General features: G+C 69.9%; 16 protein-coding genes. 7 read left to right on the top strand and 9 right to left on the bottom strand.

The window, feature by feature from the left end; all coding sequences use genetic code 11:
* From PLC66_RS19510 to PLC66_RS19490, 5 genes are all read right to left on the bottom strand, one after another.
* On the bottom strand, positions 1-282 hold a 282-nt coding region (locus PLC66_RS19510), incomplete at its 3' end, for a type II toxin-antitoxin system RelE/ParE family toxin (RefSeq protein WP_324543612.1).
* On the bottom strand, positions 279-530 hold the full coding sequence (locus tag PLC66_RS19505) for a type II toxin-antitoxin system ParD family antitoxin (RefSeq protein WP_324543610.1): 252 nt from the start codon (positions 528-530) through the stop codon (positions 279-281). The genes PLC66_RS19505 and PLC66_RS19510, both read right to left, overlap by 4 nt.
* A gap of 44 nt (positions 531-574) precedes the next feature.
* Positions 575-1,666, bottom strand: a complete 1,092-nt coding sequence (locus tag PLC66_RS19500) for an ADP-ribosylglycohydrolase family protein (protein ID WP_324543608.1) — start codon at positions 1,664-1,666, stop codon at positions 575-577.
* Positions 1,663-3,780: a 5-histidylcysteine sulfoxide synthase gene (gene ovoA / locus PLC66_RS19495; RefSeq protein ID WP_324543606.1), complete on the bottom strand. Its 2,118-nt coding sequence runs from the start codon at positions 3,778-3,780 to the stop codon at positions 1,663-1,665. Before ovoA ends, PLC66_RS19500 begins: the two co-directional genes overlap by 4 nt.
* Before the next feature lie 91 nt (positions 3,781-3,871).
* Positions 3,872-4,249, bottom strand: coding sequence for a thioredoxin family protein (locus tag PLC66_RS19490; protein ID WP_324543604.1), 378 nt, complete (start codon positions 4,247-4,249; stop codon positions 3,872-3,874).
* Positions 4,250-4,487: 238 nt separating this feature from the next.
* Here PLC66_RS19490 and PLC66_RS19485 point away from each other — a divergent pair, with 238 nt between their 5' ends.
* The 7 genes from PLC66_RS19485 to PLC66_RS19455 all read left to right on the top strand — a co-directional run bounded on the left by PLC66_RS19485 (position 4,488) and on the right by PLC66_RS19455 (position 13,034).
* Positions 4,488-5,300 (top strand): hypothetical protein, encoded by an 813-nt coding sequence (locus PLC66_RS19485; RefSeq protein WP_324543602.1) that lies wholly within the window; start codon positions 4,488-4,490, stop codon positions 5,298-5,300.
* Complete coding sequence (locus tag PLC66_RS19480; protein WP_324543600.1) at positions 5,297-7,288, top strand: MFS transporter; 1,992 nt, start codon at positions 5,297-5,299, stop codon at positions 7,286-7,288. Before PLC66_RS19485 ends, PLC66_RS19480 begins: the two co-directional genes overlap by 4 nt.
* Positions 7,289-7,291: 3 nt before the next feature.
* Positions 7,292-8,287, top strand: a complete 996-nt coding sequence (locus tag PLC66_RS19475; RefSeq protein ID WP_324543599.1) for an ABC transporter substrate-binding protein — start codon at positions 7,292-7,294, stop codon at positions 8,285-8,287.
* A gap of 164 nt (positions 8,288-8,451) precedes the next feature.
* Positions 8,452-8,835, top strand: coding sequence for a DUF2946 domain-containing protein (locus PLC66_RS19470; protein ID WP_324543597.1), 384 nt, complete (start codon positions 8,452-8,454; stop codon positions 8,833-8,835).
* A 229-nt stretch (positions 8,836-9,064) separates the two neighbouring features.
* Entirely contained in the window at positions 9,065-11,197 is a 2,133-nt protein-coding gene (locus PLC66_RS19465) for a TonB-dependent receptor (protein ID WP_324543595.1), read from the top strand.
* 74 nt (positions 11,198-11,271) lie between these two features.
* Complete coding sequence (locus tag PLC66_RS19460; protein ID WP_324543593.1) at positions 11,272-12,474, top strand: sialidase family protein; 1,203 nt, start codon at positions 11,272-11,274, stop codon at positions 12,472-12,474.
* Entirely contained in the window at positions 12,474-13,034 is a 561-nt protein-coding gene (locus tag PLC66_RS19455) for a TlpA family protein disulfide reductase (RefSeq protein ID WP_324543590.1), read from the top strand. The genes PLC66_RS19460 and PLC66_RS19455 overlap by 1 nt, the downstream gene beginning before the upstream one ends.
* Here PLC66_RS19455 and PLC66_RS19450 read toward each other — a convergent pair.
* The 4 genes from PLC66_RS19450 to aceE all read right to left on the bottom strand — a co-directional run bounded on the left by PLC66_RS19450 (position 12,961) and on the right by aceE (position 20,886).
* Complete coding sequence (locus PLC66_RS19450) at positions 12,961-14,367, bottom strand: alkaline phosphatase D family protein (protein ID WP_324543588.1); 1,407 nt, start codon at positions 14,365-14,367, stop codon at positions 12,961-12,963. The genes PLC66_RS19455 and PLC66_RS19450 overlap by 74 nt on opposite strands.
* A 300-nt stretch (positions 14,368-14,667) precedes the next feature.
* Complete coding sequence (locus PLC66_RS19445; RefSeq protein ID WP_324543586.1) at positions 14,668-16,647, bottom strand: peptidase U32 family protein; 1,980 nt, start codon at positions 16,645-16,647, stop codon at positions 14,668-14,670.
* A gap of 121 nt (positions 16,648-16,768) precedes the next feature.
* Complete coding sequence (gene aceF, locus PLC66_RS19440) at positions 16,769-18,115, bottom strand: dihydrolipoyllysine-residue acetyltransferase (protein ID WP_324543584.1); 1,347 nt, start codon at positions 18,113-18,115, stop codon at positions 16,769-16,771.
* 77 nt (positions 18,116-18,192) lie between these two features.
* Positions 18,193-20,886 carry a pyruvate dehydrogenase (acetyl-transferring), homodimeric type gene (gene aceE / locus PLC66_RS19435; protein ID WP_324543582.1) on the bottom strand — a complete coding sequence of 898 codons (2,694 nt, stop codon included), beginning with the start codon at positions 20,884-20,886 and terminating at the stop codon, positions 18,193-18,195.
* Between the last annotated feature and the right edge of the window lie 246 nt (positions 20,887-21,132).

Below are 21,132 nucleotides of genomic sequence, written 5' to 3'. Positions count from 1 at the left end.
AGATATAGGCCGGTTGGTTGCATGAATCAGGCGACAACTATCTTGACTTGTTCCGTAGGGGTAACGGGACAGCGACCACGCGCGCAGGCGGGGAAGCTCAGGTTCGTGGGCATATCGCGGCGAGCTCGTGCCCGGATGGCGGCCGATGTCGGTGTAGGCCCGTTCCAGCGCATCGACGAAATCGAGTGCCACGGAAGGCCCGCCCTCTTTCAGATACCAGGCGAGCGTCGCGTCAACATCCTGGCTGGCCCGCTCACGCGGAAAGACCGGCTTCGTCCTCACCCGCGAGAATTTGCCTTGGTACGCTGGCGGACCCGGTCACGCAGGCCTTCGAAATAATCAGCGTCGGCCGGGGCTGCGGGTGCACTGGCTGCGCCGGCCAGCAGCAGGCCGCGCAGGCGCTGACGGTCCTGATCCTTGCGGATCAGCTCGCGCACGTACTCGCTGCTGGTGCCGTAGCCGCGTTCGCTGACCTGCTCGTCGACGAAGGACTTCAGGCTGTCGGGCAGGGAAATGTTCATGGTGCTCATGCGCGCAGCCTAGGTGCTTGGCAAAATTTGGCAAGAACGCCCGTTCAGGCGGCCCTCGTCTGCGCGGCGACGCGCTGCACGATCGCCCTCAGTGCCGCGCTGTCCGCCAGTCCGGCGATGAAGCGCGGCGGGATGCCGCTCAACCCCACCTGCGCCCCCACCAGCGCCCCGGTCAGCATCGCCCGCGCCAGATTCTGCCCGCCGCCATTGACCGCATGCAGCACCGCCGACTCGAAGTCGTCGGCGAAGCACGCCGCCAGGTAGTAGGCCGCTGGAAACTGGTGGTAGACGGCGCACGGCATGCCATACACCAGCGACGCCTTCCACGCCGGCTCGATGCGCACGTCCGGATCGCGGGCTGCACGGGCGATTGAGGACGGCGTGAGCAGCGCGTCGGGCGAGGGGAAGCGGCCGACGGTCGGGGCCTCGGCGGCGCCGGCCTTCGGCGCCTGAAGGTTTCCCGAGGTCACGGTGTGGAAAGGCAGCGCGCCGGACTTCACCCGTGCCATCAGCTTCGCCGAGATCGACGCGTCCAGCGCGTGGCCCTCGACCAACATGCCGAGCACCGCGCCGAAGGCGACCGTCATCGCCACCACGGTGCCGTCGGTCTGGGTAAGCACGGTGTTGCGGGTGACGGCATCCGCCTGCGCGGCGGGGTCGAGCGCGTAGCGTACCGCGATCGCCAGCGTGCGTTCGGCGGCTTCGGTGGTGTCGGCGTTGCCGGCGACCTGGCCCCAGGGCAGGCCCTGCTGCACGCGCTTCCTCCAGGCTTCGCGGATCGACTGGCTGGTGTAGCCGCCGGGGCCGTGCATCGGTACGCCGTCAATCTGCGGGAAGAACTCCTCGTCCATGCGCCGACAGAAGTCGGCCTCGTCGTAGCCGCCGCGCTCGGCGAGCGATTCCAGCGTGAGTCGCAGCAGGATGCCGGCCTGCGAGGACTCGCCTGCCTTCATGCCGGCGTGGTAGTGGTCGGGCATCGGCGCGGTGTAGTCGAAGATCCACGGGCCATAGCGGGCGCGCAGTTCGTCGAGGTCGTAGTACCAGTGCGGGCCGAGCGCGAGCGCGTCGCCGATGAAGGCGCCCATCAGCGCGCCGGCGGCGCGGTCGGCGAGGGTTTCACGGTCGATGGCGCTCATGCGCGCTTCTTCCAGATGGTCAGCTCCGACAGCGTGTGCTGGTGCTTGCGCCGCGTCTCGCGGATCACGAAGGGCACCGCCTGCGGCCCCTGCACCAGCTCGAAGTCTGCGGCGAGCAGGTCCTTGAGGCCGTCGAGCGTCGTGTACGACTCGCCGTCCTTCTTGAAGCCGCCGATCCACTCCTCGCGTTTGGTGTGCTCTTCCAGCCAGGTGTAGGGCGAGGCGAGCAGCAGGAGGCCGCCGGGGTTGAGCCGCCGCGGCACGTCGGCGAGGAAGCGGCGCGGGCTGTACAGGCGGTCGATCAAATTGGCGGCGAGGATGAGGTCGAAGCCGGTGAAGACGTCCTTGAGGTTGCAGGCGTCGCCCTGCCAGAACTCGACGCGGCCGGCGGTCTCGGCCAGGCCCAGCGCGTCGAGCCGGCGCTCGTGGTAGGTCACCAACTCGCCCTCGTCGGGCAGGGTGTAGCGCAGCGCGCCGGTCTCGGCGAGCTTGACCCCGGCCTGGATGAAGCGCGCCGAGAAGTCGATGCCGACCACGCGCGCGAAGGCGCGCGCCAGCTCGAAGCTCGCCCGGCCGGTGGCGCAGCCCAGGTCCAGCGCGCGGCCGAACTGGGCGTTGCCGAAGCGACGCTGGGCGCCGATCGCGATGTCGGCAAGCGCCTGCGGGAAGTTCGGCACGCCGAAGGCCTCGTCGCCGTAATGGAACTCGGCGTACTGCGACAGCAGCGCATCGGTTTCGTAAGCGGAAGCCGGGTTGATCACCGGCGCCTCGCTGACGATGTAGCGAAAGCCCGCATGCTGGAAGAAGTGGCGGCGGAAGGCGTAGCGCGAGGCGTGGCGTGACTCGTTGCCCGCCGAGATCCAGCTGCCGCCCTTGATGATGGCGTGGCGGTCGTCGAAGGTCGGCGTGGTGAAGTCGTCGTAGATCGGGTGGACGTCGAAGCCGTCGAAGGGATAGGTCGGCGTCTCGCACCACTGCCACACGTTGCCGACCACGTCGAACAGCTCGCCATGCTGGAACAGCGTCACCGGGCAGCTCGAGGCCCAGTGGTCCAGATGCAGGTTGGCGTTGGCCGGGGCGTCCTGCGGCACGTCGGCGAGGCCGGCGTGGTCGTAGAGGCGGTTCCATTCGTCCTCGGTCGGCAGGCGTACCGGCTGGCCGGTCTTGCGCGCCTTCCAGCGGCAGAAGGCGCGTGCCTCGAGGCAATTGACCTCCACCGGCCAGTCCCAGCGCATCGGCACCTCCTCGGCCATCAGGCGCAGCCTCCAGGCGGCGCCCTCGGGGATCCAGAAGGTCGGGTGTTCGGCGCGGGCGAAGCGCTTCCAGCCCAGGCCTTCCTCGTCCCACAGGGCGTCGTCGGCATAGCCGCCGGCCTCGACGAAGGCGAGGTATTCGCGATTGGTGACGAGGTGGCGCGCGGCCTGGAAGGCCGGCACCTCGGCGTGGTGGCTGCCGTATTCGTTGTCCCAGCCGTAGATCGGCTCATCGAAACTACGGCCTAGCCTCACCGTGCCGGCGGGGATGTCGACCAGCGCGTTGGCCGGCGGCTCGCCGTGCTCGGTGCAGGGCGGCCACGCGGGATGCGGCTTCACGTAGTGCAGCGCGTGCTGGCGCATCAGCACCGAGGAGGTCTCGAGATGGATGCGCTCGTGCTCGATGCCCATCACCACCGCCCAGAGCGGATCCTTCCAGCCGATCGGCAGGGTGAAGGGTGTGTCGCGGATCACGCGGTCGACCACCGCGCGCACCTTGTTCCGGTACGCGGCGACTTCGGCCACCGTGGGCCAGTCGTAGCGCGTGTCGTCGAGGTCGTCCCAGCTCATCTCGTCCACACCGACGGCGAACATGGATTCCAGGCGCGGGTCGATGCGCTGCTCGACCAGGCCGGCGAGCAGGAACTTGTTGATGAAGAAGGTGGCGGTGTGGCCGAAGTAGAAGATCAGCGGGTGGCGCAGGCTGATCGGCTTCCTGAAGTAGGCCTCGTCGCAGGCGAGCACCTCGAACAGCGACTCGTAGCGGTCGAAGGTGGCGTGGAAGTAGCTGAGCAGCTCGGCACGCTTGGCCTCGACGTCGGTGCCGGCGAGCAGCGGGCTGCGGGGGAAGAGAGCGTTCATGGTCGGCGTCCGCGGAGCGATGCACAGGACTGTGCAAGATCGCGGGCACGGGATCAAGCGCGGACCGCCCGCGCGCCTTGCAGGGCGGGCTTTAGCGCGCCAGCCGGGCGCCGAACTCGCTCACTGCATGCGGGACGGCAATGGCGCCGGCGGACGAGTGCGCGAGGCTTTCCAGCAGCCGCGTCACCACCGGCTCGAGGGGCAGCGAGGCGCCGAAGTGCAGGGGCCGTCCACCCCTGAAGATGGCCAGCGTCGGGAAATCGTCCACGTCGATGTCGCCAACCAGCTCCGCATCGTCCTCGATGTCGGCCCAGGCGAAGAGGATCTCGGGGTGGGCGCGGGCGACGCGCTCGAGCACCACCTGGAACTCCCTGCAGGTGCCGCACCAGTCGGCGCACAAGGCCATCACCACGAGCGGCTGTTCGGCGAGACGGGGATGGTCGGGGAGCTGGTGGGCGGGGGTCAGCATGGCGCGGGCGCGATGTGTCGCAGCAAGGATGGAAGAGGCAGCGGCGATCGCCACGGCTTGGTGAGCGGGGCGACGCGTGGCGGGGAGGAAGCTTACCGATGGGGCGGAAGCTTACCCTGTGCCGCCCAGCTTTTGCGCCGTCAGCTGTCGCGCCGGTCGCATCGGCGCTTCATTTGTGCGGCTTCCGCAACTACGCTGGTACGAGCAGCACGGCTCATGGCATCGGATGGAGAGGGGCATGGCGCTGTTCTGGCGAGTATGGGCGGTGGTGGTCGTGGTCAATGTCCTCGTGCTGGCCTTCTTCGTCGGCCTGGCCACGCTGCGCTATGCGAGCATCGATGCGGCGCTGGTGGGTGAGCGCCTGGCGGTGCTGGCCAACCGTACCGCGACCCCGTTCGCCGCCGCGGCGCGCATCGGCCTGTCGCTGCAGGCGGTGCGCAATGCGCCCGCGGTCCTCGAGCGCGCACGCCAGACCGACGAGGCCATCGTCGCCATCCACGTCTTCGATGCCGAGGGGCGGGTCGTCCATTCGACCGCGGCCGCTGCGCCGGCGCGCCTTCCACCCTCGGCCGCGGTCGCGCTCGCCGCGGCAGCCGGTCGGCCCTGGTACCGCGAGACCGAGGATGGCTTCCTGAGCGGCATCCAGATCCAGTCGGCGTCCGGCGCACCGATGGGGGGCGTGCTGATCGTGTACCCGCGGCGCGCCAGCCTCACCAATCTGCGTGCCATGGGGGCCGAACTGGCAGTGGCCGCGGTGGCGGTCCTCGTCGTGTCGTCCGCGCTCGGTGCCGTGCTGTTGCGCCTGGGGCTGGCACCGCATCTGGCGGTCTTCCGCGCGGTGGATCAGAGCATTGCGGCGTTCGAGCGTAGGTCGTGGCGACAGGCGTTCGTCACCGTGGCCGAACGCGGCGAGCTCGCCGAAGCGTCCGCGCCGGCGGCCGGGCAGGAGGCGCCAGGGGACGATGGTCTGGCGGCCCTGCTGGCCGACGCCGAACGACGCTACCTCGATGCGCGCCGCTCCCTGGCGGCGGCCGATGAGGAGCGCTCATGAGCGTAAGGCGCGAACTCGACAGCGGCTTCTTTCGCGTCCGCCTGATCGTGCTGGTGGTGGGGGGCGTGACCGCGGCTGTGCTGGCGCTCGGGGTGTCGGCCTTGCTTGCCTTCGACCGTGCGGTGGCGCCGGAGCTCGAGAACCGTACGCGCCTGATCGGCGCGATCGTGCGTGGCGAGATCCAGCAGGCCGTCGAGCTGGGCATCCCGGTCGATGCCATCGCGGGGCTGGATCGCCACCTGGGCGAGACGCTCGGCCGCTTCGGCGAGGTCGAGCGCATCGCCGTGCGCTCGATGGCGGGCGAGCTGCTTGCCGAGGCCGCGCGCGGCGGCGCGGCGGGCGAGTCCCGCTTCACGCCGGCGCCTGCCGACGTGCTCGCGGTGGCGCGGGGGTCCTTCGTGCTGCCGGTGCTGGCGGGCAACGAGCTGGTCGGCGACATCGTGATCGAGGTCAACTCGCGCTTCGTCCAGACCCGCTTGCGCGACATCTTCCTCGACGTGCTGGTGGTGGCCCTGGTGGCGAGCGTGATCGCGGTGGAGCTGGTGTTCGCACTTGCCCACGGCACCGTCGGTCGTCCCTTCGACCGCGTGCTGCGCCTGCTGCGTGAGCAGCGCGAGGGCATTTTTGCCCATGTCGTGGGCGGCGGCGGCCTCGGCGGGCTTGGCCGTGCGGCGGCCCGTTTCAGCGACCACGCGCTGGATCTCGCCCGCCGCCTGGCGACGCTGCCGGCGGCGACGCGGGCGGGGCTGGTGGCGCGCGCCGGCATTCGCGTCGATGCGGATGGCCCGCGCCTGCTGCGCTTGTCCGACGTTGCCGACATCCGCCTCGCGCTGTTCCTGTTTTCGGTCGGCACCGAGGTGGCGACCGCCTTCCTGCCGCTTTACGCGCGCGATGCCGGACGCCCGCCCTGGCTGTCGAGCGAACTCGCGGCGGCCTTGCCGCTACTCGTCTATCTGCTCGCGATCGCGATCATGTCGCCTTTTGCCGGCGCGCTGGCGCGGCGCTTCGGGCCGCGGCGGCTGTTCGTCGGCGTCCTCGCGCCCGCTGCGGTGACGCTGCTTGGCATGGGACTCAGCACCAGCGTGGTCGGCATCACGGCCTGGCGGGCCGGGCTCGCCCTGTGCTACGCGCTGGGCACCATCGCCTGCCAGGAGTATGCGCTGCGTGCCGCGGCGGGCGCCGGCCGGGCGGCGCCGATCGGGGTGTCGGTGACGGTGATCTTCGGTGGCGTGTTCTGCGGCTCGGCATTGGGCGGCCTGCTCGCCGAGCGCTTCGGATTCGCGGTGGCCTTCGCCGCCGGCGCGGTGACGGTGCTGGCGGCCGCGCTGCCGGCGCTGCTGTCGATGCGCGGCGAGGCGGGCGATGCGGTGGCGCCCGCGCCGGCGCCCGCCGCGGTGGCGGTGCGGCGCGGCTGGGGCCGGCTCGCGGTGCTGCTGCTGGCGGTGGCGGTGCCCGCCAATGCGACCACCGCCATCGTCGTCTGGTATCTGAGCCCCTTGCTGCTGGCCGAGCTGGGGTCCGGACCGGCCGAGATCGCCCGCGTGGTCATGCTCTACTACCTGGTGGTGATGCTCGTCGGCGGCACGGCGAGCCAGCTTGCCGACCACCGGGTCGGCCCGCTGCCGCTGGTGGTCGGAGGTGCGCTGGTGTCGGCGGCGGCGCTGCTCCACCTGTCCACCCGCGTGGACTTCTGGGGCACCGTACTGATGCTGGTGCTGCTCGGCATCGGCCACGCCATGCTGCGTGCGCCGATGCACGCGCTGGCGCTGCGCATCGGCGGCGCTGACGGCGGGGCCCTGTCGGCGCTGCGGCTGGGCGAGCGCATCGGCGCCTTGCTCGGCCTGCTCGTCAGTGCCGTGCTTCTTGGCGACACCGGCATCGCCGGCACGATCGCCGCGGTGGGTTGGACCGTCCTGTGTGGTGCGCTGGTGTGTGCTACGGTGGAATCGATTGCAGGGGTCGGTGGGCGACGGGCCCGGGAGCGCTGAGAGATGTGGATGAGACGCCTGGCGATGGCGGTCGCATTGATGCTGGCGGCGAGCGCCGCCCAGGCGGCGCGCTACGAGGTGATGATCGTGACCTGGCGCGGCTGCGAGGAGGCCTGCGAGGGCTTTCAGGCGCAGCTGCGCGAGCGTGGCGTGGACGTCGAGTTCGTGCTGCGCGACGCCGCTCAGGACCGCGGCCGCCTGCCGGCCTTTCTTGCCGAGGCGCGAGCGCGCCAGGTCGACCTGATCCTGAGCTGGGGCACCAGTGTGACCCAGGGGCTGGCCGGCACCCTCGGCGAGCCGGGCGATCCGGACGACTTCAACCACGATATTCCGCAGGTGTTCATGATCGTCGCCGATCCGGTCGGCGCCGGCCTCGTCGAGAGCCTGGAGCGCACCGGTCGTCGCAACCTCACCGGCACCTACAACCGCGTGCCCGAGGAGGTGAACATCGAGACTATCCGCGCGCTGCGGCCCGACTTCCGACGTCTTGGCCTCATCTACAACGGCAACGAGCCGAATTCGGTGCTCAAGCGCGCGGAGCTGGCCGCACTCGCCACGCGCCTCGACTTCGAGCTGGTGGCGCAAGCCTTGCCACTGGCTGCCGACGGGGAGCCGCGCGAGGCCGACATCGCGCCGGCGATCGCCGCGCTCAAGGCCGACGGCGCAGATTTCCTCTACCTGGGTTCGTCATCCTTCCTGCAGCGTGCGGGCCGCACGGTGACGGCGACGGCGGTGCAGCACGGGCTGGCCGTGCTGAGTCCGTACGAGCAGCTGGTGCGCGAGGCGTCGGCGCTGATCTCGGTGGCGCCGCGCTACCGCGACGTCGGCCGCCTGGCGGGCGTGCAGGCCGAACGCATCCTCACCGAAGGGCGCCAGGGCGGCGACCTTCCGGTGCTGCAGATGCGCGACTTCGCGGTGGTCATCAACATGCAGGTGGCGCGAACGCTGCGCCTGTTCCCGCCGCTGCCGCTGCTGCAGGTGGCGGAGACGGTGAACTGAGCCGGGGCTGCATCTGCGCCGACGTGCTGAGCCGGTATCAGGCGGTCGCGGCGAGGGTGCAAATCGGGTGGCTGGCGTCGGTTGATCGCAGTCAATCAGGACCGCGCGGCGAGCCGGTAGAGTTGCGCGGGCTATCCTGCTCTCCACCTGCTTCGTTTCTCCCCATGCACCTGACTCGCCCCGTCCGCTCGCTCACCGCCTGGATCGCCACTTTCGCGATCCTGGTGGCCGCGCTTGCGCCGGCGCTGTCGCAGGCCGCGTATCGTGCCTCGGGTGACGCGATGTGGCTGGAGATCTGCACCGCCTCCGGCATCCGGCATGTCGCCGTCGATACCGGCCCGCAGGAGACCGGTGGCGAGCGTGTTCCCGCGGCCAAGGTGTGCGTGTTCTGCAGCCTGTTTGCCGGTGCGCTGCCGGCTCCCTGGGGGGCGGTGGACGTGCCGGCGGTGCAGGGTGAGGCGCTCGGCGCCATCTTTGCGCTCTACCTGCCGCGGCCCCGTCTGCCCTGGGCTGCCTCGCATCCGCGCGCACCGCCCGCGCAGGCCTGAGTCCCGGCTGGGCTCCGCCTGAGTCCTCACTCGTAGTCGCTTCCGCCTTGCCTGCGCGCCCCGCGCGGCTGGCAGGCGCGCCCTGCGCGTCGGCTGCGGTGACTCGTCCGTCCGTTCCATCCCAGTCGATTGCTCGGGCGGGCCGCTGCGCCCGCCACCCCGATGCCGATCCGCAGGCGCTGCCGCCGCGCCGCGCCCGCCTGCGTCCCGCGTAGAACAGGAGTGATTCGTGAAACACACACAGCTTGCCATCCTCATCGCCGCGCTGGGCGCCTCGGTCGCCAGCGCTGCCGAGACCCTGCCCGTGCTGGGCGAAGTCAGCGTCACCGCGACGCGCGAGGCGCGCCCGCTCGGCGAGACCCCGGCCACCGTGTCCGCGGTGAAGGAAGAGACCCTCGCCGCCACCCGCCCGGCGCATCCCAAGGACGTCCTCAACCAGGTTCCCGGCGTGTGGATCAGCAACCTGTCGGGCGAAGGCCATTCGACCGCGATCCGCCAGCCGCTGACCACCGCCGCGGTCTATCTGTACCTCGAGGACGGCATCCCGACGCGCTCGACCGGCTTCTTCAACCACAACGCGCTGTACGAGATCAACGTGCCGCAGTCGGGCGGGCTGGAAGTCTCGAAAGGCCCGGGCAGTGCGCTGTACGGTTCGGATGCGATCGGCGGCACGATCAACGTGCTGACGCGCACGCCACCCGCCGGGCCCGAGTTCGAACTCGGCGGCGAGGCCGGCTCGCACGGCTGGGGCCGCGTGTTGGCGAGCGGCGGCAATGCCCACGGCGACGACGCCTGGCGCGCCAGCCTCAACCTGACGCACAGCGACGGCTGGCAGCACGATGCCGGCTACGACCGCCGCGCCGGCACCTTGCGCTGGGATCGCGCGCTCGCCGACGATGCGATGCTCAAGACCGTCGTGTCCTTCTCCACCGTCGACCAGCAGCACGTCGGCAACCTCAACGACGCCGAGTTCCAGCGCGCGCCGCGCAGCAACAACATCCCGTTCTCGTTCCGCGAGGTCGATGCCTTCCGCCTGTCCGCCGCCTTCGAGCGCGAGTCGGACACCACGCTGCTGTCGGTGACGCCGTATTTCCGCGACAACCGCATGAAGATCATCCCGAACTGGACGGTCAGCTACGATCCCAACCAGTACGTCACCGAAAACCAGTCCTTCGGCTTTCTGAGCAAGTACCGCATGGATTTTGCGCCGCTGCGCGCGCGCCTCATCGTCGGTCTCGACGTCGATTACAGCCCCGGCTCGCGTGACGAGGACTCGATCGCGCTGACGCGCACCACCAACGCCCTCGGCGGCACCACCTACAGCCTCAACCGCGCCGTGGCGCCGGTGCAGATCTACCAGTACGACGTCACCTTCCGCGGCATCTCGCCCTATCTGCATGGCGAGATCTCGCCGCTCGAGCGCCTGCGCGTGACGGCCGGGTTGCGCTACGACGACATGCAGTACGACTACACCAATACGTTCAACGGCGGTGCCGCGGGCGCCACGCAGGGCGTGGCGGGGCCCTTCCCGGGCAACGGCTGGTACGGTCACGTCGCCAGCACCAAGGTCGACTACAGCCGCTTCAGCCCGAAGCTGGGCGCCACCTGGGCCTTCACCGAGCAGCTCAGCGGCTTCGTCGCCTACAGCAACGCCTTCCGCGCGCCGTCCGAAGGCCAAGTCTTCCGCGGCAGCCGCGAGTCCAGCGCGGCGCGCGCCCAGGCCCAGGCCGAGTCGCTGCTCAAGTTGAAGCCGGTCGTCGTCGACAGCTTCGAGACCGGGCTGCGCGGCAGCGCAGACGGCCTCAGCTACGAGCTGTCCGTCTATCACATGACCAAGAAGGACGACATCGTCAGCTTCCAGGACCCGGTCACCAACCAGCGCACCGCGGTCAATGCTGGCGAGACCCTGCACCGCGGCGTCGAAGCCGGCCTCGGCCTGGCGCTGGCGCGCGACTGGCGGCTCGATGCCAGCCTGTCCTACGCCAAGCACAGTTATGAGACCTGGGTGGTGTCCGGCACGGCGGATTTCAGCGGCAAGGAGATGGAGAGCGCGCCGCGCCTGCTCGCCAACACCCGCCTGAGCTACGCGCCGGCGGCGATGAACGGCGGCCGCGTGCAGCTCGAATGGTTCAGCCTCGGCAGCTACTGGCGCGACGCCGCCAACACCAGCAAGTACGGCGGCCACGACCTCTTCAACCTGCGCGCCAACTACCCCTTCGCCAAGGGCTTCGAGGCCTACGCCAGCGTCACCAACCTGTTCGATCGCCGCCACGCCGAGACCTCGAGCCTGTCGAGCGGCGAAGCCAGCTACACCGCCGGGCTGCCGCGCACGGTCTACGCCGGGCTGCACGCAAAATGGTGAGGACGATGATGGTGAGGGCGATGGCACTGCACCGGGCCTCGCACAGGGACGGCGATGATGAAGGAGGAGGGATGATGAGAAGGGTGCTTTCATATTGCGGCCGCTACCTGGTGGGCGCCGCGCTCGCGCTTGGCCTCGTCGGTGCTGCCGCCGCCCATGGTGGCCACGTCGCCGCCGACAAGGCGGCGCCGGCCAAGGCCGCGCGACCCGAGCTCGGCACCAGCGCGGCGATCGCGGCCGACGGCAGCTGGTACGCGGTTGCGACCCGCGACGGCCACGTCGTGCTCCACCGCAGCATCGATGCCGGCCTGCACTGGACCGAGGCAGCGGTGGTCAACCGCGTGCCGGAGGCGATCGCGGCCGAGGGCGAGAACCGGCCGCGGCTCGCCTTCGCCGCCGACGGCGCGGTGCTGGTGTCGTGGGCGCGTCGCTTCGAGGAGCGCTTTACCGGCGACGTCCGCTTCGCACGCGCCGCCGACGGCCTGCACTTCGATGCGCCGGTCACCGTGCACCGCGACCGCAGCATCGTCGGCCACAGCTTCAACGTGATGCAGGTGATGCGCGACGGCCGTCTCGTCATCGCCTGGATCGACAGTCGCGACGGCGCCGCGGCCAAGCGTGCCGGCGGCGACTACCGCGGTTCGGCGATCTACGCCGCGGTGTCCGACGACGGTGGACGCAGCTTCCGTCCCGAAGCCAAGGTGGCGGATCACAGTTGCCAGTGCTGCCGGCTGGCGCTCACCGACGACGTCGACGGCGTGCCGCTGCTGCTGTGGCGCCACGTCTTCGAGCCCAACGAGCGCGACCACGCGCTCGCCCGCCTCGATGTCGACGGCGGCGCGGTCGTGCCCGAGCGCGTCACCTTCGACCGCTGGCGCATCGACGCCTGCCCGCACCACGGCCCCTCGCTCGCGGTGGCGGCCGACGGCACGCGCCACGCGGTGTGGTTCAACGAGCGCGAGGGCGCGGGACGGGTGTTCTACGGCCGCCTGGCCGATGGCCGCGTCGAGGGCCAGCGCCCGGTGGGCGGGCCGCGCGCGGCGCACGCCGACATTGCGCTCGCCGGCGCGCGGGTGGCGGTCGTGTGGAAGGAGTTCGACGGCGAACACACCCAGCTCTTCGCCGAACTGTCCGACGACGGCGGGCGCAGCTTCCGCACCCGGGCGCTTGCCGCCACCGCCGGCGCGTCCGACCAGCCAAGGGTGTTGCGCCGGGGCGAGGCCTTGTTCGTGTTCTGGCGCACCGCCGACGAGGGCATGAAGGGGTATCCGCTGTGATGAAGGCGATCCACATCCTGTTCGCCCTGCTGCTGTGCGGGGCCGCGGCACCAGGCGCCGCGGTGGCGGCCGACGCGCCGTCCGGCTTCACCAGCGTCGATGCCGCCGCGGCGCGCCAGCTCGTCGCCCCCGCTGCCCATCGCGCGCCGACGATCCTCGCGTTGTGGTCGGCCGAGTGCGTGCACTGCAAGAAGAACCTCGCCCTGTTCGCGGCGATGGCAAAGGCCGATCCCGGCCTGCGCCTCGTCACGCTTGCGGTGGAACCGGCCGAGCCCCAGCTGGCTGCGATCCTCGATCGCTTCGGCGTGCCCGGCGCGCGCTTCGCCTATGGCGACGATGCGCCCGAGCGCCTGGCCTTTGCCATCGACCCCGACTGGCGCGGCGAGCTGCCGCGCACGCTGTTCTTCGACGGCCGGGGGGGCGTCAAGGCGGTGTCGGGCGTCGTGGACGAGGCGCGCACGCGCGCGTTGCTCGGCCTGGGCGCGCTCACGGCGTGCGCAGCCGCGCGGCCGGAAACGCTGCCTCCCACAAGCGCGTGCCCGCAGCATCCCACGCAGTGACGCGCAGCACGCGCGCGCCGGCCGGCCCGGAGAACGCCAGCGTGCAGAAGTTGCGCTGCGTGACCAGCGTGCCGGCTACCTCGCGCACCGGGAACGGGCGCGGATGCACGCGCGCGGTCAGCGGCGAGCAGGTCAGCTCTGTGAGCGGATAGGTGCCGGGGCGCTCGCGTTCGGTCAGGTGGGTGTAGTGGATGTCGCCGGAAACGAAGAAGACGCCGTCGATGCGCTCCGCCATGAGCCAGTCGAGGAAGGCCTGGCGCTCGGCCGGGAAGTTGTGCCAGCCCTCGCCGCCGCGCTGCTCGGGCGACGGCCGATCGCTCAACATGCGGCTGCCGTTGGCGACTAGCTTGAAGGTGGCGCGCGAGTCGCGCAGTGCGTCCTTGAGCCACTCGAGCTGCGCCGCGCCGAGCATCGTCCGCGCCGGGTCTTCGCTGGCGTCGTCGTCACGGTGGTAACGGTCGTCGAGCAGGAAGAGCTCGACGTCGCCGAGCGGCACCCGGGTGAAGGTGCCGGCCGCGTCGGGCAGCCCGTAGCTCGGGTTCGCCCAGTAGTCCTTGAAATGCGCCAGCGCCGTTGCCTTGAGCGCGAAGTCGCGGTTCGCATTGTTCGGGCCGTAGTCGTGGTCGTCCCAGATGGCGACGTGCTGGCCGGTGCGCAGCAGCCGCTGCAGCGGCGCGAAGCTGCGCGTGGCCGCCCAGCGCCGGTGCATGCGCGCGGCGGCCTCGTCCGCGGGCTCGAAGTCGCTGTCACGGTAGTAGATGTTGTCGCCGAGCCACAGCATCACGTCGGGTCGTTGTGCGGCGACGGTGTCGAAGATCTCGAAGCCGGCGCCGAATGCATCCTTGGTGATCTCGTAAGGTGCGTCGGGAATGTAGTTGCACGAGGCGGTGGCGATGAGCAACTCGCGCGGCGCGGCCGGATCCGCGGGCGCGGTGGAGAATGTGGGCGCCTCGTCGAGTTCGTCGAGTGCGACCAGGGTCCCGTCGAGCAAGACGCGGTAGGCGTAGCGGGTGGCGGCCTGCAAGCCGTCGAGGTCGATGCGCGCGGTGTGGCCGCGCTCGGGGCTGGTCGCCACCGGCGCGCTGCGCTGCACCGCGTCGGGCTTCCCGTGCGGCCAGTACTCGAGTTGCACCTGGGCGGGGGCGTCGGTCATCAGCCACACGCCGACGCGCTCGGCCGTCGCCGGCCCGGCCATCGGGCCGCCGGCCAGGGTGGCCGCGCTCGCGCCGGTCGCAGGCAGCGCCAGCACCAGGCAGGGCAGCGCCAGGCGGCGCAGGGTGCAGTAAACGAGGCGCAGTGCACCGCATGCCTCATGCCATTTCCCCGCGTGCATCGGCGCGATCACTCCCTGCCCAATCGAGCGCATAGCCCCACGCGCGACCGCGGCGTGGAACGTCGAATGAATTCAATCTGCAGTCCGGCCGACATGCCCGTATTCGTCCGGATTGAAACGAAGGTCGCTGAGGTGCGCACGATCGGCCTGCTGGTCACGAATCAGGTGCTCCCGAGAGCGCTGCTGACCCCTTGCCGCCGGGCGATCAGGCGCGTCAAGCGTCGGGAACGCGAGCATGGTGCGCGGAACGCCAGGGCGGCGCAATGCCTTTCGGCTACCGCGCCGCCCTGCGAGCGGGCGTCAGGTCCGCGCCGGCAGCGCCGCGTCCTTGCCCGGTCGGGCCGGGAAGAAGCTCACCTTCTGCGCCACCACCGTGTCGCGCATCTTCGCGATGTGCGGCTTCAGCGCGCCGACCACGTGCATCTCGCAGCGCTTGCAGTCGAAGCGCAGGGTGAGCGTCTCGTCGCCATTGACGAGCTGCATCGGGTCGGGACGGATGCCTTTCACTTCCTTCGGGCACAGGTTGAAGCTGTAGCGCAGGCAGTGCTTGGTGATCATCAGCGAGACGTCGTCGCTCTCCTGGTTCTCTTCGAAGGCGGCGTCGATGAGCTTGACGCCGTGCCTGGCGTAGAAGGCGCGCGCCCTGTCGTTCGAGACGTTGGCGAGGTAGCTCAGCGCGTCCTGCGGGTAGGGCACCGGCGGCTCGACCGGGGCGGCGCGCGGCGGACGGGCATGGGCCGCAAGGCGCGCGGCCTCGAGGCGCTCGACGGCTTCGCGGCGCAGGGCGTTGAGCTGGCTTGCGGGCAGGAAGGGGGCGACAGGCAGGTCGATGCGGATGTCGCGGGCCGCGAAGAGGGTGTTGCCGAGCTTGGCGATGTGCTCGCGCAAGGTGGCGAGTGCGCGCTCGGCGTTCTGCGCCGGCTCGAAGGGGGTGGCGAGCGTCGCCGTTCCGCTGACGCCGTCCTCGTCGGTGAGCGTGAGGGCGAAACCGTCGGCGGTCGCCGAGAAGCGCGCGTCGACCCTGATGCGGCGCTCGGCGGACTTCTTCTCCAGCGCGCGTTCGAACTCGTGGTCGTGGTTGCGGAACAGCGAGGTGCCGGGCACCAGGTCGGACGGCAGCGGCTCGGACGGGAAGACGCGGTCGATGCCCTCGCCGCCGCCGTTGGCCTCGGCACGGTTGACGCGCAGGCCGGTGAGCTCGCCCTTCGGTGTGTACCAGGTCAGGCCGTCGGCGTTGTGGATCGGTGCGACGCGCTCGACGTCGAAGAACTTGCGGCCCTTGGTGTCGATCTTCTTCACCTGGCCGATCGGCTCGCCAACGAACTTGGGCGACTCGAAGGCCTCGATGCCGTGCTGGCGATCGTTGGCGAAGTAGTCGGTGTAGCCGCGGTTGAAGGTCTTGTCGGCCTGCGGGGTGAACAGGAAGGTCGTGCGCCCGCTCGAGGCGCGGCGATACACAGGAGCGTCGGCCTCGGGGTGCTCGATGATGTCGTCGAGCAGCGTGCGGTAGTGCGCGGTGATGTTCTTGACGTAGGCGAGGTCCTTGTAGCGGCCCTCGATCTTGAACGAGCTCACCCCCGCCGCGGCCAGTGCGCGCAGGTTGGCGCTCTGGTTGTTGTCCTTCATCGACAGCATGTGTTGGTTGCTGGCGATGGTGTGGCCGTCCTTGTCCTTGAGGTCGTAGGGCAAGCGGCAGGCCTGCGAGCATTCGCCGCGGTTGGCGCTGCGCCCGGTATGGGCGTGGCTGATGTAGCACTGGCCGGAGAAGGCCACGCACAGCGCGCCGTGCACGAAGTATTCGAGCTGGCAGGTGGTCGCCGCCGCGATCTTCCTCACCTCGGCGAGCGACAGCTCGCGCGCCAGCACGATCTGCGAGAAGCCCACGTCCTGCAGGAAGCGCGCCTTGCTCGCGTCGCGGATGTCGGTCTGGGTGCTGGCGTGGAGCTGGATCGGCGGCAGGTCGAGCTCGAGCAGGCCCATGTCCTGCACAATCAGGGCGTCCACCCCGGCGTCATACAGTTCCCAGATCAGCTTGCGTGCCGGTTCGAGTTCGCCATCGAACAGGATGGTGTTGGTGGCGACGAAGATCTGCGCGTGGTAGCGGTGGGCGTGCTGCACCAGGCGCGCGATGTCCGCCACCGAGTTGTCCGCGGACGAGCGCGCACCAAAGGCCGGGCCGCCGATGTAGACCGCGTCCGCGCCATGGTTGATGGCCTCTATGCCGAAGTCGGCGGTCTTGGCCGGGGCAAGGAGTTCGAGGGTGTGGCGGTCGGTGCTCATCGGCGTCTGGATTGCGCAAGCGCTTGATCGGAAAGGCGACGATGATAACAAGGCGCGCGCCGGCGGGCGCGCCTGTGGTGAAAAAAGCGGTGCCGCCGATCCCCGCGGCACCGCCCGCCACTCATCCCAGGCTGATGCGGCGGAAGTCGTTCACCAGTTTCGCCAGATGCACCAGGAAGCGGGCCGCCAGTGCGCCGTCAATGACGCGGTGGTCCCACGACAGGCACAGCGGCATGATCAGGCGCGGGGCGAACTCCTTGCCGTTCCAGACCGGCTTGATCTGGCTGCGGGTCACACCCAGGATCGCCACCTCGGGCGCGTTGATGATCGGCGTGAAGCCGGTGCCACCGATCCCGCCCAGGCTCGACACCGTGAAGCAGGCGCCGCTCATGTCGGCCGGCCCGAGCTTGCCCTCGCGCGCCTTTTTCGCCAGCGCGGCGGACTCCGACGCGATCTCGTAGAGCCCCTTGCGGTCGGCGTCGCGGATCACCGGCACCACGAGTCCGTTGGGCGTATCCGCGGCGAAGCCGATGTGGAAGTACTCCTTCAGCACCAGGTTCTCGCCGTCGAGGCTGCTGTTGAAGGTCGGGAATTCCTTCAAGGCCGCCACGCTCGCCTTGATCAGGAAGGCGAGCATGGTGAGCTTGGCCGCGTTCGGATCCTTCGCATTCTCGCTGTTGACCTGATTGCGGAAGGCCTCGAGCTCGGTGATGTCGGCTTCGTCGAAGTTGGTCACGTGCGGGATCAGCACCGCGTTGCGCGACAGGTTCGCCCCCGAGATCTTCTTGATCCGCGACAGCGGTTCGAGCTTGATCGGGCCGAACTTGGAGAAATCGACCTTGGGCCAGGGGAGCAGCTCGAGCGTGCTGCCCGGGGCAGCCTGTGCCACGGTCTTGCCCGGCACCACGCCGCTCTGCATCGACGCCTTGACGTGGGCGGTGACGTCCTCGCGGGTGATGCGGCCGTTGCGTCCGCTGGCCCTGACCGTGGCCAGATCGACGCCGAGCTCGCGTGCGTAATGGCGTACCGAAGGGCTCGCGTGCACCTTGCCGCCGGCGACGATCGCCGGCGCGACGACCGGCGACGGGCTCGCCGCTGCAGGCGGAGGCGTGGCCACGGTCGGTGCCGGGGCAGCGGGGGCCGCGGCAGGCGCCGCCGCGGCGGGGCTCGCGGGCGCGGGCGCCGTGGGCGCAGCGGGTGGCTCAGCGGGCGCCGCCGCGCCGGCGTCGGCGATCTCGATCCGCAGCAGCAGGCTGCCTTCCGAGACGCGGTCGCCGACCGCGATCATGACCTCGCGGACGGTGCCGGCCTGCGGCGCGGGCACGTCCATCGTCGCCTTGTCCGATTCGAGGGTGACGATCGGGTCATCGGCGTTGATCGTGTCGCCCGCCTTCACGAGCACTTCGATCACCGGCACGTTGTTGTAGTCGCCAATGTCGGGAACGTTTACATCCAGCAAGCGGGTCATTTCGTCTTACCTCGGAGAAGTGGATTGCTGCCCTGCGCGCCGCCGCGCGTCGGGCAGGGAGGTCGGGTGCGCAGGCATCAGCTGCCGATCGGGCTGGGCTTGTCGACGTCGATGCCGAGGCGGGCCGGAAGACCCTTCAGGATCGACGCCTCGAGCGTGCCCTCGGCGACCAGGCTCTGCAGCGCAGCGAGCGCGATGTAGCGGGCATCGACCTCGAAGAAATCACGCAGGGCGGCACGTGTGTCGGAGCGCCCGAAGCCGTCGGTGCCGAGCACCGTGTAGCGGCGCGGGACCCAGTTGCGGATCAGGTCGGGATAGGCGCGGATGAAGTCGGTCGCTGCCACGACCGGCCCTTCGCGGCCGGCGAGTTGCGCGGTGACCCACGGCGCACGCGGTGGCTCTTCCGGATGCAGCAGGTTCCAGCGGTCGCAGGCGATGCCGTCCTTGCGCAGTTCGCCGAAACTGGTGGCGCTCCACACGTCGGCGGCGACGCCGAACTCGCGCTCGAGCAGCGCGGCCGCCTCCTGCACCTGGCGCAGGATGCTGCCGCTGCCGAGCAGCTGCACGCGCGGCGCCCCTTCCAGCGTGCTGCCGCGGAGCAGGTAGAGACCGCGGCGGATGCCGTCCTCGGCGCCCACCGGCATCGCCGGCTGCTGGTGGTTCTCGTTGTACATCGTGATGTAGTAGAAGCCGGTGTGGTTCTCCGCCATCATGCGGCGCACGCCGTCCTCGACGATGACCGCGACCTCGTAGCCGAAAGCCGGGTCGTAGGCGTGGCAGGTCGGGATCGTTGCGGCATAGATGTGGCTCTGGCCGTCCTCGTGCTGCAGGCCTTCGCCGGACAGCGTGGTGCGGCCGGCGGTGGCGCCGAGCAGGAAGCCGCGCGCCTGGCAGTCGGCCGCGTTCCAGATCAGGTCGGCGACGCGCTGGAAGCCGAACATCGAATAGAAGATGTAGAACGGCAGCATCGGTTCGTCGCTGTGCGAGTAGGCGGTGCCGGCCGCGATCCAGGACGCCATCGAGCCGGCTTCCGAGATTCCTTCCTCGAGGATCTGACCTTTCACATCCTCACGGTAGAAGGCGAGCTGGTCGCTGTCCTGCGGCGTGTATTGCTGGCCCCAGGGCGAGTAGATGCCGAACTGGCGGAACATGTCCTGCATGCCGAAGGTGCGCGCCTCGTCGGCCACCACCGGAACGATGCGGGGGCCGAGCTGGCTGTCGCGCATCAGCTTGTTGAGCAGGCGCACGAAGGCCATCGTGGTCGAGATCTCGCGCTCGCCCGAGTCGGCGTGGAAGGGCACGTACAGCTCGGGCTGCGACAGGGCGATCGGACGCGCCTCATGGGCGCGGGCCGGCACGTAGCCGCCAAGGGCGCTGCGGCGTGCCTGCACGTAGCGTGCTTCGGCGCTGTCCTCGCCCGGGTGGAAGTAGCGCAGTTCGTCGAGGTCCTCGTCGGACAGGGGCAGGCCGAAGCGCTCGCGGAAGCGCTCGAGGTCGGCCCGCGCCAGCTTCTTGGTCTGGTGCGAGGTATTGGTGCCCTGGCCGGATGCACCCATGCCATAGCCCTTCGTGGTCTGCGCCAGGATCACGGTCGGCTGGCCACGGTGGCTCACGGCCGCGGCGTAGGCGGCGTAGATCTTGATCGGGTCGTGGCCGCCACGCTTGAGGGCGTCGATGTCCTGGTCGGACATGTTGGCGACGAGGGCGGCGAGCTCGGGATAGCGCGAGAAGAAGTGCTCGCGGTTGTAGTGCCCGTCGGTCGCGGACAGCTTCTGGAACTCGCCGTCGACCGCCTCGGCCATGCGCTTGAGGATCCAGCCGTCGTGGTCGCGGGCGAACAGCACGTCCCAGTTGCTGCCCCACATGCACTTGATCACGTTCCAGCCGGCGCCGGCAAACAGCGTCTCGAGCTCCTGCACGATGTTGCCGTTGCCGCGCACCGGACCGTCCAGGCGCTGCAGGTTGCAGTTCACCACCAGGATCATGTTGTCGAGCTGCTCGCGCGCAGCCAGCGAGATGCCGGCGAGCGACTCGGGCTCGTCCATCTCGCCGTCGCCGACGAAGGCCCACACCTTGCGGTCGCTCGGCGCGGTGATGCCGCGGTGCTCCTGGTAGCGCTGGAAGCGCGCCTGGTAGATGGCACTGAGCAGGCCCAGGCCCATCGAGCCGGTGGGGAACTGCCAGAAGTCGGGCATCAGCGTCGGATGCGGATAGGACGACAGGCCGCGGCCGATGCCGCCGGAGACCTCGCGCCGGAAGTGCTCGAGGTTGTCGCGGCCGAGCCGGCCCTCGAGGAAGGCGCGGGCATAGATGCCGGGCGCCGAATGGGCCTGGAAATAGACCAGGTCGCCGGGGTGGCTGTCACTGCGGGCACGGAAGAAGTGGTGAAAGCCGACTTCGTAGAGATCGGCAATCGACGCGTAGGTGGCGATGTGGCCGCCCAGTTCCGGATGCACCTTGTTGGCGCGCGACACCATGGCGAGAGCGTTCCAGCGGTGGATCGCGGTGATGCGCGATTCGAGGTCGAGGTCGCCCGGGTAGGGCGCCTGCGCTTCGACGCCGATCGTGTTGCGGTAGGGGGTGGTGTGGCGGGTGTGGAAACGGCCGCCGGTGCGGCGACCCGATTCGATCAGGCGGTCGACGAGGTACTCCGCGCGCTGGAGACCGTCACGCTCGACGACTTCGGCGAGGCTGTCGAGCCAGTCGCGAGTTTCGTCCGCATCGCTGTCGATCGGCAGGCTGGAGATCGTCGGTTGCGAGATGGCTGTCATGGCCCTTGTGCTCCTTTCGAGGGACCGGCCGGTCCTCCTGCGGGAGGCCTGCCAGTGGGGTGGTGTCGGTGTGATTGCAGTCTAATGGCCTGATTCAATGTTCCTATTGTCCTAGAGCATTGCATCACGCCGACCCCACGCAGACTGTCTACTTCTTGCGCATCGGCGGCAGGTCGGTGCAGCTGCCGTGGGCCACTTCGGCCGCCATGCCCACCGTCTCGCCCAGGGTCGGGTGCGGGTGGATGG

It is taken from the genome of Thauera sp. (assembly GCF_035444905.1).
Taxonomy (GTDB): domain Bacteria; phylum Pseudomonadota; class Gammaproteobacteria; order Burkholderiales; family Rhodocyclaceae; genus Thauera.
The sequence above is the reverse complement of the archived record's forward strand: the minus strand, read 5'-3'. Positions and strand labels throughout refer to the sequence as shown.

Excerpts from the sequence above, each read along its gene's own strand:
- ovoA (WP_324543606.1), bottom strand. The coding sequence starts at position 3,780 with ATGAACGCTCTCTTCCCCCGCAGCCCGCTGCTCGCCGGCACCGACGTC.
- PLC66_RS19450 (WP_324543588.1), bottom strand. The coding sequence starts at position 14,367 with ATGCACGCGGGGAAATGGCATGAGGCATGCGGTGCACTGCGCCTCGTT.
- PLC66_RS19470 (WP_324543597.1), top strand. The coding sequence starts at position 8,452 with ATGCACCTGACTCGCCCCGTCCGCTCGCTCACCGCCTGGATCGCCACT.
- PLC66_RS19445 (WP_324543586.1), bottom strand. The coding sequence starts at position 16,647 with ATGAGCACCGACCGCCACACCCTCGAACTCCTTGCCCCGGCCAAGACC.
- aceF (WP_324543584.1), bottom strand. The coding sequence starts at position 18,115 with ATGACCCGCTTGCTGGATGTAAACGTTCCCGACATTGGCGACTACAAC.
- PLC66_RS19455 (WP_324543590.1), top strand. The coding sequence starts at position 12,474 with ATGAAGGCGATCCACATCCTGTTCGCCCTGCTGCTGTGCGGGGCCGCG.
- PLC66_RS19500 (WP_324543608.1), bottom strand. The coding sequence starts at position 1,666 with ATGAGCGCCATCGACCGTGAAACCCTCGCCGACCGCGCCGCCGGCGCG.
- PLC66_RS19475 (WP_324543599.1), top strand. The coding sequence starts at position 7,292 with ATGTGGATGAGACGCCTGGCGATGGCGGTCGCATTGATGCTGGCGGCG.
- PLC66_RS19460 (WP_324543593.1), top strand. The coding sequence starts at position 11,272 with ATGAGAAGGGTGCTTTCATATTGCGGCCGCTACCTGGTGGGCGCCGCG.
- PLC66_RS19485 (WP_324543602.1), top strand. The coding sequence starts at position 4,488 with ATGGCGCTGTTCTGGCGAGTATGGGCGGTGGTGGTCGTGGTCAATGTC.
- aceE (WP_324543582.1), bottom strand. The coding sequence starts at position 20,886 with ATGACAGCCATCTCGCAACCGACGATCTCCAGCCTGCCGATCGACAGC.
- PLC66_RS19490 (WP_324543604.1), bottom strand. The coding sequence starts at position 4,249 with ATGCTGACCCCCGCCCACCAGCTCCCCGACCATCCCCGTCTCGCCGAA.
- PLC66_RS19505 (WP_324543610.1), bottom strand. The coding sequence starts at position 530 with ATGAGCACCATGAACATTTCCCTGCCCGACAGCCTGAAGTCCTTCGTC.
- PLC66_RS19480 (WP_324543600.1), top strand. The coding sequence starts at position 5,297 with ATGAGCGTAAGGCGCGAACTCGACAGCGGCTTCTTTCGCGTCCGCCTG.